The sequence below is a fragment of the Virgibacillus necropolis genome (genome assembly GCF_044793635.1).
Classification (GTDB): Bacteria; Bacillota; Bacilli; order Bacillales; family Amphibacillaceae; genus Virgibacillus_F; species Virgibacillus_F necropolis_A.
Genome location: NZ_CP084992.1, coordinates 1,090,628 through 1,104,529, shown reverse-complemented (window position 1 = coordinate 1,104,529; position 13,902 = coordinate 1,090,628). Strand labels below are relative to the sequence as shown.

Here is a 13,902-nt window from a genome sequence, read left to right as displayed (position 1 = left end):
AAAGAATTCACATCGTATGCTGAACAATAAGGGCTTGACTAATAGAAGAAAAAGCCTGCAGATGAACTGGAAGATTCAGATAATACTTTGTTTAAATGTTTGGATTTGTTATACTATTTGGAACAATGATAATATCATCAAAAAGTAGGAGGTAGAAAGTATGGACTCATTACCATTTGTTTCATGGTTTTGGCTGTATGTTCCAATTACGGCATGTATGATTATTGGGGTAATTACTTTTTTAATAGAAAGGGGACGTGATTAGACAATGGAAGCCATTATTACTTTTTCGGTATATTGTATTGGTATGCTGGTAATTGGATTGTGGACATACAGTAAAACAAGTACACTTTCGGATTACATACTTGGTGGTAGAAGTTTAAACCCATGGGTAGCGGCACTGTCCGCTCAGGCGAGTGACTTTAGTGGTTGGCTATTATTAGGACTTCCGGGTGCAGTTTATGCATCAGGTATTAGTGGACTGTGGATTGGTGTTGGATTAGCTGTAGGTGCTTACTTGAACTGGCAGTTTATCGCTAAACGTTTACGCCGGTATACAGAAGTTTCAAATGACTCCGTAACCTTACCAGAGTTTTTTGAAAACCGTTTTCGCGATAAAAGTCATTCATTACGAGTTGTTTCCGCACTTTTTATTCTCATTTTTTACATGATTTATGTTGCTTCAGGTCTTGTAGCAAGTGGTAAATTGTTTGTTGCCATATTTGATGGAATGACATTTACACAAGGCTTATGGATTGGTGCAATTGTTGTTATAGCATATACATTCCTAGGTGGATTCCTCGCAGCGAGTTATACAGATTTCATTCAGGGATCACTTATGTTCTTAGCATTAATTATCGCTCCAATTTATATCATTTGGGGACATTTAGGTGGGCTTTCAGGTTTATGGACCAAGCTTTCTTCGATAAATCCTGATTTGTTGTATGTAACAAGAAATGTGACTTCTGATTTTGGGGAAGGTGTTTTTTGGCAAAGTGCAGGAACAGCCACATTTATAACGATTATTTCCTTGTTGGCCTGGGGATTAGGTTATCCTGGTCAACCACATATTATTGCTAGATTTATGGGAATTCGCAGTGCAAAGGATGTTCCTAAGGCTCGAATGATTGCAATGATCTGGATTGGTATATCTTTATTAGGCGCAATTTTTGTGGCTCTTGCAGGAATCGCATACTTTGATGTTCCATTAGATGATCCAGAACAAGTGTTTATTCGATTGATTCAGGTAGTATTTAATCCATGGGTTGCAGGTTTCTTATTAGCAGCAGTATTGGCAGCAATCATGAGCACAATGGATTCACAATTGGTTGTGGCGTGTAGTGCATTAGCGGAGGATTTCTATAAACCATTCTTCCGTAAAAATTCTTCACAAAAAGAATTAATGTGGGTAGGACGTATAGCTACTGTTGTTATTGCGGGAATTGCACTTGCATTAGCATCTAGTGGTAGTCAAAGCGTATTAGGAATTGTTGCATACGCATGGGCTGGATTTGGATCCGTGTTTGGTCCACCTGTTATTTTTGCACTATGGTGGAGACGTACGACGGGCTTAGGTGTTTTATTTGGAATGCTTGTCGGAGGAATAACGGTTATCTTATGGGAGGTTTTCCCTTCCATTTCCGCAGCGCTTGGCGTAGAAGGTTTGTATTCTCTTGTACCAGGCTTCGTACTTTCTTGTCTGGTTATCTGGATTGTCAGCTTGATGGGTAAAGCACATCCTGAAGTAGAGGCAGAATATAATCAAGCAATTGCAGATTGATTTTAAAAATTTACCCATTGGCCAGTGTTGCTGGCTAATGGGTATTTTTACATAAAAAATTGTACAGAATTGTGTTTTTTGCGACAATAGGGGAAGAATATAAATATAAGCTAGGAGTGATCGTATATGAGACAGGAAATGATTTACGGAAATACACCTTGTTATTTGGGAGGAAAAAAAGTTTTCCTTGAGGATGACAGTACAAATGACCGTGATGTGTTGATTTATGGTGTTCCATGGGAAGGATCTGTGACATGGGGGAATTATACGGGATGTGAGCTTGGTCCTAAAGTAATTCGTCTGAATTCAGCACGCTATTCGGGTTATTTACCAGAATTAAACCATATTGATGTAAAAGAGCATTATAAATTTGGAGATTTAGGTGATGTAGATGTTGTTCCGGCTGACACACGGGAGACCATGCGTCGGATTGAAAAGTTTGCAGGTAAGGTTTGGCAAACAGATAAGTTTCCTGTAGCTTTTGGTGGGGATCATGGGATTACATACCCAATCGTAAAGGCGCTGAGTGAAGAAATTGATGGACAAGTAGGTATTATTCACTTGGATGCTCACTATGACAATCATCCAGATTATGAAGGGGATTTATTTGCAAGAAGCACACCATTCCACCGGATTTATGAGAGCGAAAGCGTTCGGAATGAAAGTATCGTGCATATGGGAATTCATGGTCCCAGGAACAAGCCGGAGACTGGAAGATATGCTGATGAAGTAGGCGCGACAACGATTTCGGCTCGTCAAGTTAGGCAGTCAAAAAATTTAGTTGAATTGGCACGTGATGCATACAGTATTGCAAGTAAAGGAACAGAGGCTGTTTATCTGAGCATTTGTAGCGATGTACTGGATTTCGCGTTCAATCCAGGTGGTCCAGTCGATGGAAATGGATTAACTTCGTATGAACTAGTTGAGCTTGTATATGAATTTTCGAAGCTAGGCATTCGTGGAATGGATTATGTGGAGGTATATCCACAACAGGATTCAAATGATAATTCATCCCATTTCGTATCCACAGTAGTTTTGTATGCGTTAGCAGGGAGAATTTTAAACGAACAGAAATAAATTTAGTGGTGTTGTGGACAACCTCTCTTTTGTGGTGGGGTTGTCCTGTTTTTTTGTGGGTGCACCCCGTTATTATTATATCCGCCGTTCCAGGGGGATATCTGCCGATTTTATAAAATAACCGCCGTTCTGCAAATATAACTGCTAATTTTAAAATATAACCGCCAATCTACACTTATATCCGCCATTCGCATTTCCACCCAGTCGACATTGGCTGCCAACCTCACCATCACCCTAAAGCAAATTCAACTGCTTTCCTAGCATGGATATCCATCGTGTTATAAAGAGGTAACGAACTGTCCTCTTGTTTGATGATCAAAGGAATCTCCGTGCAGCCTAAGACAATTGCTTGTGCACCTTCCGAGCGCAGATCTTCTATCATGGCCTGGATCTTCTTTTTTGATTCAGGTAAAAACACACCTTGGCAAAGTTCCTCAAATATAATTCGATTTAATTCGGTCCGAGCAACTTGACCTGGTGTAACGACATCAATTCCACGTTCTTCAAGTCGTTCGTGGTAAAAGTCTTCTTCCATTGTATAGCGTGTTCCGAGTAATCCTATTTTTGATATTTTGTCCTCACATATAGCTTCAGCAGTTGTATCGCCGATATGGATGAGTGGAACGTTAAGTGATTCCTGAACTTGACCGGCAATTTTGTGCATCGTGTTCGTGCATATTAACACACAATCAGCACCAGCAGATTCCAGTTTTTTCGCGATATCACTTAAGATTGCTGCGGCCTTTTCCCATTCATTATTCCGTTGGAGGAGTTCTATTTCTGCAAAATTTAAACTGTACAACATACACTCTGCAGATGATAGTCCACCAACCTGATTGCTTATTTTTTTATTAATTATACGGTAGTACTCAAGGGACGACTCCCAGCTCATGCCACCGATTAGTCCTATAGTTTTCATGCTGATCCTCCTCTCAAAGCTATTGTAGACCTCTTCTCAAAAATCGTCTAATAAAAAAACCACACGTAGAAAAAATCCACGCATGGCATAAAAAGTTATTTTGCATTCTCATCAATTTTAAATTTGTTTACTTGTTCTTGCATTTGCATCGAATAGTCTTCCAGTTCTTCTGCCAGGTGATTTAATTGTTCCATTGAAGCGGTTTGTTGTTCAATAGATGCAGATATTTCTTCAGTTCCTGCAGCAGTTTCCTGACTGATCGATGCGATATTTTGTGTGTTCTTGGAAATGATATGTTCCTGATTGATGATTGTTTTCATGGTTTCCATGACTCTTTCAATCAATTCGTTATTTGTCTTAATGGTATCCTGAATGTTTGTAAATGCTTGTTCGGTCTGATCAACTGACATGGATTGTGTTTGAATCACGTCATTGGTTTTGCCTACAAGGGAAACTGTGTTCTTGGTCTCGACTTGCATTTCTTCTATTAAAACGGAAATATCGCCCAAAGCACTCTCGGATTGTTCGGCAAGTTTACGTACTTCATCGGCTACCACCGCAAAGCCACGGCCATTTTCACCTGCACGTGCCGCTTCAATTGCTGCGTTTAATGCTAATAAATTTGTCTGACTGGCAATATCAGCAATTTTCGTTACGATATCATTGATGTTAGTCGACTTCGTATCAAGGGATTGAATCGCTTTAACCACTTCAGATGTCATTTCACCTGTTTCTGTCGATTGTTTGTGGAGAAGCTTAACAATGCCTGAGCCTTTTTCGGATATCTCATTCATGACTTTTGCCTCGTCAAAAACCTTTTGATTATACGACTCAATTTCTTTAATCAAGTTTGATAATTTTTCTGTAGCGACTGCGTTCTGTTCCATCATTTCAGATTGTTCGCCAGCACCAGTTGCGATTTGCTCCATCGTTGTTGCCACTTCATTTGATGAAGCTGTATTTTCTTCAGCACTTGCAACCAGTGTTTGTGACGCTTCAGAAACGTTAAATGATACATCTTTGATATTGACCATCATTGTACGCATTTGGTGAAGCATGTTTTCAAAGCTTTGCGCCAATACGCCAATTTCATTTTTTGCGTTAATATTCGATTTTGCCAGAAGGTCTCCATTTTCCACTTCTTTCATTGTTGATTGAAGTTCCTTGATTGGTTTCGTGATACGTTTTGTTGAGATAAAGGAAACTGCAATAGCAATTGCAATAACGATTAATAGTGTGATTGCGATAGGTAGCATAATAGTTCTTGCTTGTTCTTGAAAATCTTTTTCAAAAACAGTTTCCCCAACTACCCAACCAGTTTTCTCGTTTGTCGTATAGCCTAAGATTCGGTTACCGCCGTCTGCTTGGTATTCGATAATGCCATTGTCACTACTGCTTTGCAGTTCCTTAAAATATGGTTGTTGCTCTGCGCTGGTTCCAATTAAGGTTTCGTCAGGATGTGCAATAAAATTACCGCTTCGGTCAATGATTAACGCAAATCCGGACTTTCCTACTTTTATTTTATTGGTCATCTCAATTAAGGTATCAACATATATATCAGCGCCTGTAACGCCAACGAGTTGTCCATTATTATAAAATGCTTTCGCGGCTGTTACAATCATTTGTTTTGTTGCATTATCAATGTAAGGCTTGGTCCAGATAACCTCACCCTTAGCATCTGCCGCTTTTTTATACCATGAGCTGGAGCGTGGATCGAAATCATTACCAAGGTCCGCTTCTGGATAAATAATGGTTTCTCCCGTTTTTCGAATACCAGCGTATACATTAGCTATTGTAGGGTTTGCTTCTCTCGTTTCCCCAAGATAGTCAAGTAGTTCAGTGCGTTTATCAGGTTTATATGTAGTGAATAAGTCGTTTTCTACAAAGCGATTAATTACGCTCTCTGTATTGGAAAAAAACACATCAAACGTATCATTTAAATTTGCTGTCTGGCTTTCCACACTGTTTGACATTTGGTCTATCATTGCATTTGAACTAAATTTATAGCTAGTATACGCAATCAAGGCACCTGCAATAATTATTAATAGTAAGAAGGGCACTAGAATTTGACGCTGCAGGGATCCCTTGTGCCGTTTATTAAGTTTCTTACTTTGCTTATTCTTTTTTAGTTTCATTATTATCACCTTTCGACTGGAAATATCTGTCCTCTCATTCTTATCGGAAAAATTTGTCGAAATATGTAGTAACAAAGTAGTGTTTTTTTGCTTGAAGTAAAATGATTTTGCCAGAACCCTTTGTTATTGGTCAAACATACAGATATGCTATATTAGATGATAGATATTATTTAGGGTTTAAAGGATGTTGGGATTTTAATGACGAATGATTCAAAGCGATTTTATAGTGTTTTATTGGTTATAGGTATTATTTTTGTGGCATTTAACCTACGTCCTGCGATCACCTCAGTGGGACCAGTGATTGGCATTATTCGTGATGATATTGGTTTATCAAACTGGAGTGCGGGACTTTTAACGAGTCTACCATTAATTGCGTTTGCAGTTATGTCACCACTAGCCCCCAGACTTGGAAATAAGTATAGTAATGAGCGGGCTTTATTAATTGGACTCATTTTATTATTAATTGGGGTGATGGTTCGGTCTATTTCTGCGTTAATACTACTTTTCGCTGGGACTGTTTTTATCGGTCTCGGGATTGCTATTTGTAATGTCTTGTTACCAGGAGTAATTAAGGAAAAGTTCCCTGCAAAAGTTGCCCTGATGACAAGTTTATACTCGACTGCGATGGGAATCTTTGCGGCAACTGCCTCGGGGCTTAGTATTCCGTTAGCACGTGGTGCAGACTGGGGCTGGCAGCTTGCGTTACTGTTTTGGACAATTCCAGCTGTGATTGGGATTATTATTTGGATCTATCTAAGTAAGCGCGATCAATCAAAAAAATCGGTTGAGATGAAATATGTGCAGCCTTCTGATAACCGAATGTGGCGTTCACCACTTGCATGGCAGGTGGCATGTTTTATGGGATTACAGTCTTTTATGTTTTACGTAACCGTTTCGTGGTTACCTGAAATTTTACATGACTATGGTGTGAGCATGGCAACAGCTGGCTGGATGCTTTCGTTTACACAATTTGTTGGATTGCCAGCAAGTTTCTTTGTCCCTGTCATAGCAAATAAATTCAAATCACAGAGTCTGATCGTCGTTACACTCACGTTATTTGCGATGGGTGGATACACCGGTTTATTAATCGGTGAGTCGTATGCAACCATGATTGTTAGTATTATTAGCATCGGTATTGCATTGAGTGGAAGCTTCAGCTTGGCACTTGCTTTTTTAGGAATGCGTGCACGAACAGCACGGCAGGCAGCAGAGCTATCGGGGATGGCGCAATCGCTCGGCTATACACTGGCCGCAATTGGACCGATGCTTATCGGCTTCTTGTTTGATATAACCCATGCCTGGTCGGTACCGCTTTTAACGTTGATCGGGGTAGCTGTTCTGGTTGCGATCTTTGGATATTGTGCAGGGCGGAATAAATATGTATTAGATTAATAAAGTTAGACGGATGTGAGCATATGCAGTATTCAATCAAGGATTTTTACTTTTGGAAAATAACCATGAGTTTAGCAATGGCATCATTTTTTATATTTGCAAGTATGTATGCCGTACAGCCGCTTCTTCCAGTATTTGTTGGTCAATTTGGTGTATCGGTATCAACGTCCAGCTTATCTATATCGCTAACGATTATTGGCTTGATTATTGGATTAATCGTGCTGGGTTTCTTATCAGATCGAAGCGGTCGGACGTTTTTTATCAAGTTTTCATTAGTTGGATCTATTATTCCGTTTTTCTTAATACCACTAGTGGACTCTTTCGTTTTTCTACTCGTCTTACGATTGATTCAGGGGTTCGCCTTAGCAGGATTACCAGCAGCATCCCTTGCATACATTAGTGAGGAAATTGACAAAAGAAGTGTCAGTGTTGCGATGGCATTGTATATCTCTAGTAATGCACTTGGAGGAATGTTGGGCAGGGTGCTAACGGGGTACATTACGGACCATTATTCATGGGAAATCGCATTTTATTTCTTGGCATCTGTTGGTGTCATCATCTTGGTTGCTGTTTTTCTGATGCTTCCGAGGTCAAATCGATTTGAAGCTAGTAATCTGTCATTCTCACGTGACATTGAAGGCTTTCTGTTTCATTTAAAAAATCCTGCTTTATTACTCGTGTTTGGCCTGGGAATTGTTCTGCAATTTTCGTTCACAGGCTTATGGACTTATCTCCCTTTTTATTTGGAGGGACCACCTTTCACGCTTTCTTTACAAATCATTTCCTATACTTTTTTTGCGTACGGTTTAGGTGTAGTGGGTTCACCATTTGCAGGGTGGCTAGCAGGGAAGTTTGGCATACGGATTGTTCGGATCATAGGAATTATTACTCTAGGATTCGGGATTTTTTTAACATTAAGCAATTCTTTAGTAGTTCTGATTATTGGACTATGTATCACCTGTTTGGGATTCTTTACGGCACATTCCTTAACTGCAGCATCAGTCAGTGAACAAGCGACACATCATAAAGGGAGCGCGTCAAGCTTATATCTTGTTGCCTATTATGTCGGAGTTGCGTTAGGTAGTACTGCATTCGGACCAATATTTAGTGCGGTAGGTTGGACTGGATTAGTAATAGTTGCAGGAAGTATACCGATCCTTTATATCATTTTTGTAACTGGTGTAACCAAGCGACGGGCATAAGCCTGTCGTTATTTTTTTTAGCTATTTTCTATAAGATTGTTGTTTTTGGCACAAAATAATGAACTGCGACATCCTAACATACCGCTCCGGAAATACACTGCGCTTTCCGCGGGCTTGCGCTGAGCCTCCTCGCTCGCAAAAAACGCTCACTGTGGGGTCTCATCGTCTTCGCTTTTCCCGCTGGAGTCTACGTGTATTTCCTTCGCTAGTATGCGTTTTGGTTGAAGTGTTGCCCACGGAAATCAACATTGCCGCATATGAAAAGGGCCTTAATTACGAACAAAAAAACACGATGGACTGCAATCCATCGTGTTTTGATCTCTATTTAAATGACGCTGGCAGGTTCGATAAATCGATTCCCCATGCCACTGGAAGATAGAAGTAAATGGCTAGTGTGACGATAATAATGCCTACGATGTTTAAGGCAAAGCCTGCTCTGGCCATATCGGGTATTCTTAAATAACCTGACCCGAATACAACTGCGTTTGGTGGGGTTGCAACCGGCAACATGAATGCACATGATGCAGCAACACCAGCAGCTATCATAACAGAGTAAGGGTGAATATTTAACGCAAGTGCAAGAGATGCCATAATTGGATACATCATGGATGCAGTCGCTGTATTGGAAGTTATCTCCGTTAAGAAAATAACCAGTGCCGCGACGACGAGTATGACTACAAATGTACTTACACCTTGCAGAGCAGTTAGTTGATTTCCAATCCATTCTGACAGACCTGACTCAACAAATCCTGATGCGATTGCAAGTCCACCACCGAATAGTAAAAGAATACCCCACGGAAGCTTTACTGCAGTATTCCAATCTAAGAGATGGTCTCCTTTTTTATTGATAGAAGGAATGATGAATAAAATAAGTGACGCTGTAAGTCCAATTACTGCATCATTGATGTTTTCATTAATTGCTTCTAAAACAAATGAACGTAAAATCCAAGCAAGTGCTGCCAGGATAAAGATGACAAATACTGCTTTTTCCTCAAAGGAAGGAGCACCGAGTTTCTTTTTCTCAGAATGAATTACTTTTTTTCCACCCGGAAGTGCCTTAACCTTAAGCGGGTATGCAATTTTCACCAAATAGAACCATGCAATAATAATGAAAATCCATGCAATTGGAACACCAAACAGCATCCACTTTGCAAAAGAAAGTTCTATCCCGTAAATTTTGTCGATTGTACCAGCTAGGATTGTGTTAGGTGGCGTTCCGATTAATGTACCGATTCCACCAAGTGATGCGGAATACGCAATACCCAGCATTAATGCTTTACCGAAACCAAAGTTTTCTTTCGATGTATCTATCGAGTCGTCGTCTTTTAATGCTTCAGATACTTGATAAATGATTGCTAGACCGATTGGTACCATCATCATAGCTGTTGCAGTGTTGGAGATCCACATCGATAGAAAACCAGTTGCAACCATGAATCCTAAAATAATACGCTCTGTATTCGTTCCAATGATCTCGATGATTGTAAGTGCAATTCGTTTATGCAGATTCCATTTTTCCATTGCAAGTGCAATCATAAATCCACCCATAAATAGAAAAATGGTGTCATCGCCATAAGAGGAAGTTGTTGCTTCAACATCCAAGCCACCAGTGAGCGGGAATAGAATAATTGGTAGTAAAGACGTAGCCGGGATTGGAATCGCTTCGGTCATCCACCATACAGCAATCCAGATTGTACTAGCCAAAATTGCTCTTCCATCACTTGACAATCCTTCAGGTGAAAAAACCGTTAATGTTAAAATGAATAGAATAGGTCCTAGAAAAAGTCCAACTAGCTGTGCGGGCTTATAACTCCGTTTATTTCCATCGCCGCCGTTTCCACCTGAAGAATCGGCTCCTGATTTAGTCTTATCTTTACTCAAATTTGATGCGTTTGGACGAACGAAAAAGCTTAACAAATCCTTCGCTTCATCATGTTTGTCCCATAACCAATTCCATGTTGCTGCAATCATAGTTTTCCTCCTTTGTTTGGTTAGAGATTTGTCTATTATACAAATTTTAAGAGAATTCGACAACAAATAGCTGTTAGCGCTTGCATGTAATTGATGAAATATTATGCTATTATTTTCCTAAGAGGAGTGGGATGTGAAGATGAATATTTCCATACAGCCACTTGGAGATAGTGGGGCAAAGGTAGAGTTTTATCATGAGGTAACACCGGAACTGAACAGGACCATCCAGCTTTTTTGCCAAAAACTTTCGGAATTTCCAATAAGTGGAGTGATAGAGTGGGTTCCTGCCTATGATTCTGTCGGTATATATTATGACTTTCGCAAAATTACATATGCAGAAATAGTAGATGAAATAACAAAGTTGCATGATAGGGTAGTCGAGGTGGATAGCCAGCCAATCCGGTTAGTTCACATTCCGGTAACGTACGGTGCTGAATACGGACCAGATCTAGGTAGGGTTTCTAAACACAATAACTGTTCAGAATCAGATGTGATAAAGCTGCACCAGGAGAAAAAGTACCTGGTTTATATGCTTGGATTCTTACCAGGATTTCCTTACCTAGGAGGGATGGTACATGAAATCGCTACACCACGTTTAGATAATCCACGAGACAAAATTATTGCTGGTTCTGTAGGTATTGCAGACCAGCAAACTGGTATCTATCCGCTTGCGTCACCTGGTGGTTGGAATATCATCGGGCGAACGCCGGTTTTATTATTTGAAAAGAAAAAAGAAAATGCGTTTTTATTTCGTGCTGGTGACTATGTAAAATTTGATGAGGTTTCTAATGAGGAGTTTTTAATAATTAAGGAACAGGTTGAAGAGGGGACATATGAACCACAAGTTGAAATGTTGAATGGTGGTGAATAAATGATGAGGAAAACCGTTGATTTGAATTGTGATATGGGAGAAGGATTTGGCGCAGATGAAGCGTTAATGCAGCATGTTACATCAGTGAATATCGCTTGCGGAGCACATGCTGGAGATCCGAATGTGATGGATACTACCGTACGTTTGGCAAAAAAATATGGCGTAACAGTGGGGGCGCATCCCGGATTTCCTGACATTGCCGGATTTGGTCGTCGCATGCTACAGCTTTCACCAGACGAGATCTATCGTTCGATGGTCTATCAAATTGGTGGGCTTGCAGCGTTTTGTAAGGTCCATGGTGTGGACATGCAGCACGTAAAACCGCATGGAGCATTGTACAATTTAGCAGCTAAGGACTCTGATGTGGCGGCCGCAATTGCAAGAGCTGTTTACGATATTAACCCTCAGTTACTTTTATATGGACTGGCAGGAGGCGCTTTGATTTCAGCTGGTCGTCAAGCAGGACTTCATACGGCATCCGAGGTATTTGCTGATCGAACCTATCAATCTGACGGGGCGTTAACACCAAGGAGTGAAGCTAATGCAATGGTTGATAGTGCTGATGGAGCAATAAAACAGGTTACAACCATGATTGAAAAAGGCTATGTTGAGGCGACGGATGGTGCGCAGGTGCCTATTAAAGCTGATACCATTTGTGTTCACGGGGACGGCGCCCATGCGGTTGATTTTGCTAAGGAGTTGCGTGCTGCGTTGGAACAAGGGAAAATTGATGTAAGGGCAATTTTATAAAAAAATAAAATGGTTGGTCGGGAGAGATTGGGCTGTAGTCGGGAGACAGAGCAACAAACTTGGGAGAGAGCATAATTAACTCGGGCGAGAGGACAACTTAGTCGGGAGAGAACGCGCCAAACTCAGGAGAGAATTTAAGTTGATCGATAGTTTTTGCATTGCCGATCGAACTCTGCGCATAATCGATCGAAAATAAAAACAATCGATCGAACCCGGCGACCAACCGATCGAGCCCCGCACATAAGCGATCAAACTCGGCACACAACCGATCGGGCTCCACGCATAACCGATCGACAGCACCAAAACTATCGAGCCAAACCAAACAAATATACATAATCGGAGGTGAGCCTATGCAAAGCCTTAAAATTTTTCAAGTTATAAAGCCGGGTGTTTTAACTACATTCCAGGATTTGGGTAGATCCGGCTACCAGCGATTTGGTGTTCCTGTTAGCGGGGCGATGGATACGTTTGCTTTGCAGGTTGCCAACATATTAGTTGGTAATATGCGTGATGAAGCGGCGCTCGAGGTAACGTTGATTGGCCCAACGCTTGAGGCTAAAGCTCCAATCACTATAGCTATCACGGGTGCAGGTTTATCGCCAACCATTAATAACGAATCTATTCCAATATGGAAGTCGGTCCATATGAATCCGGGCGACAAGCTTGAATTCGGCAAACGTCAATCTGGCATGCGTGCTTATATCGCTGTAGCTGGTGGGTTTGATGTGCCTGCATTTTTCGGTAGTAAATCAACGGATCGAAATAGTGGGTTAGGGATTGAACTGGAGAAAGATACTGCGCTTTACGGTAGGAAAACATCTGTAAAAGGTGGTATTTCTTTAGATGAAAAGTTAATTCCTACGTATGGGAATGAAGTGCAAATAGGTGTGATAGAAGGGCCGCATACAAACAACTTTTCAAAAGAAGAGCTACAGAAATTTTACCGTACCACCTTCACGGTAAATTCCAACTCAAATCGTATGGGCTACCGATTAAAGTCAGAACAGAGAATATCCCCGGGTCAACAAGGAGTTTGGTCGGATCCAGTCCCATTTGGTGGTATCCAAATCCCCGGTAATGGACAGCCAATTATCTTAATGGCTGATCGTCAAACGACTGGTGGATACCCAAGGGTTGGTACTGTCATGTCATCTGATTTGCCTAAAATTGCGCAGCTGGTCCCTAACAGTAAGATAAATTTTTATCCCATTTCTGTTGAAGAAGCGCAAACTAAAGCCAAACAAATGGAAGCTACTTTGCATAAACTGGAAACCTTTTATCGTGGTAATTCGTAATAGATAGCAGCGAGGTGATTCTAAATGAACAATCATCCAAAAGTGGACTTTGTTAAAAGTAAAAAGGTATCCTTTATTAACCTATTATCTGTATTAGTATTATTAGGCACAATCATTTATATTGCCATTATCTACCCCAGTTTACCTGACAGGATTCCAACTCATTTTAACATGGCTGGCGAAGCGGATGGATGGGGTGGGAAAAATTCAATTTTAATCTTTCCGTTTATTGCAATTATCACCTACATCCCTTTATATTATGTCAGTAAAGCTCCACATACATTTAACTACACGGTTACAATTACAGAGGAAAATGCACCACGTATATACCCTGTAGCCCAATATTATATGAGCTTGTTTAACCTGGAAACTATGATTCTTCTTTGCATTGCAGGGGTGGAATCCGCAATGGGAGGTATGGCACTTGGATTTCTATTTTTTCCTATTGTGATGGGGGTTTATCTTGTTACACTAATCTTCTTCATGGTTAAACTAAGTCGCCTAAAATAATAC

The 13,902-nt window shown here is 40.6% G+C and carries 11 protein-coding genes; 8 read left to right on the top strand and 3 right to left on the bottom strand.

Annotation, left to right across the window (positions count from 1 at the left end; all coding sequences use genetic code 11):
• Nucleotides 1-268 precede the first annotated feature (268 nt).
• Together putP and LG329_RS05535 are read left to right on the top strand one after the other, a co-directional pair.
• Nucleotides 269-1,780 (top strand): sodium/proline symporter PutP, encoded by a 1,512-nt coding sequence (gene putP / locus LG329_RS05540; protein ID WP_404454391.1) that lies wholly within the window; start codon nt 269-271, stop codon nt 1,778-1,780.
• A 126-nt stretch (nt 1,781-1,906) separates the two neighbouring features.
• On the top strand, nt 1,907-2,857 hold the full coding sequence (locus LG329_RS05535) for an agmatinase family protein (RefSeq protein WP_404454388.1): 951 nt from the start codon (nt 1,907-1,909) through the stop codon (nt 2,855-2,857).
• A 229-nt stretch (nt 2,858-3,086) separates the two neighbouring features.
• Here the strand turns inward: LG329_RS05535 and LG329_RS05530 are convergent, their stop codons facing one another.
• A complete protein-coding gene (locus LG329_RS05530) occupies nt 3,087-3,776 on the bottom strand; it encodes an aspartate/glutamate racemase family protein (protein ID WP_404454385.1) in 690 nt (229 codons plus the stop codon).
• 95 nt (nt 3,777-3,871) lie between these two features.
• Nucleotides 3,872-5,911: a methyl-accepting chemotaxis protein gene (locus LG329_RS05525; RefSeq protein WP_404454383.1), complete on the bottom strand. Its 2,040-nt coding sequence runs from the start codon at nt 5,909-5,911 to the stop codon at nt 3,872-3,874.
• Nucleotides 5,912-6,109: 198 nt separating this feature from the next.
• Here LG329_RS05525 and LG329_RS05520 point away from each other — a divergent pair, with 198 nt between their 5' ends.
• The gene (locus LG329_RS05520; protein WP_404454381.1) at nt 6,110-7,303 is read left to right on the top strand and encodes a CynX/NimT family MFS transporter; all 1,194 of its coding nucleotides are present in this window, start codon (nt 6,110-6,112) and stop codon (nt 7,301-7,303) included.
• A gap of 23 nt (nt 7,304-7,326) precedes the next feature.
• Complete coding sequence (locus LG329_RS05515) at nt 7,327-8,505, top strand: MFS transporter (RefSeq protein WP_404454379.1); 1,179 nt, start codon at nt 7,327-7,329, stop codon at nt 8,503-8,505.
• 321 nt (nt 8,506-8,826) lie between these two features.
• On the opposite strand, the gene LG329_RS05510 is transcribed toward LG329_RS05515, so the two are convergent.
• Entirely contained in the window at nt 8,827-10,473 is a 1,647-nt protein-coding gene (locus tag LG329_RS05510) for an SLC13 family permease (RefSeq protein WP_404454376.1), read from the bottom strand.
• A 139-nt stretch (nt 10,474-10,612) separates the two neighbouring features.
• Between LG329_RS05510 and pxpB the strand changes: the two genes are divergently transcribed.
• The 4 genes from pxpB to LG329_RS05490 all read left to right on the top strand — a co-directional run bounded on the left by pxpB (nt 10,613) and on the right by LG329_RS05490 (nt 13,899).
• Nucleotides 10,613-11,344, top strand: coding sequence for a 5-oxoprolinase subunit PxpB (gene pxpB, locus LG329_RS05505; protein ID WP_404456421.1), 732 nt, complete (start codon nt 10,613-10,615; stop codon nt 11,342-11,344).
• Between the two features lie 3 nt (nt 11,345-11,347).
• On the top strand, nt 11,348-12,094 hold the full coding sequence (locus tag LG329_RS05500; protein WP_404456418.1) for a LamB/YcsF family protein: 747 nt from the start codon (nt 11,348-11,350) through the stop codon (nt 12,092-12,094).
• 350 nt (nt 12,095-12,444) lie between these two features.
• Complete coding sequence (locus LG329_RS05495) at nt 12,445-13,389, top strand: biotin-dependent carboxyltransferase family protein (RefSeq protein ID WP_404454373.1); 945 nt, start codon at nt 12,445-12,447, stop codon at nt 13,387-13,389.
• Nucleotides 13,390-13,413: 24 nt separating this feature from the next.
• Nucleotides 13,414-13,899: a DUF1648 domain-containing protein gene (locus LG329_RS05490; RefSeq protein WP_404454370.1), complete on the top strand. Its 486-nt coding sequence runs from the start codon at nt 13,414-13,416 to the stop codon at nt 13,897-13,899.
• The last annotated feature ends 3 nt before the right edge of the window (nt 13,900-13,902 follow it).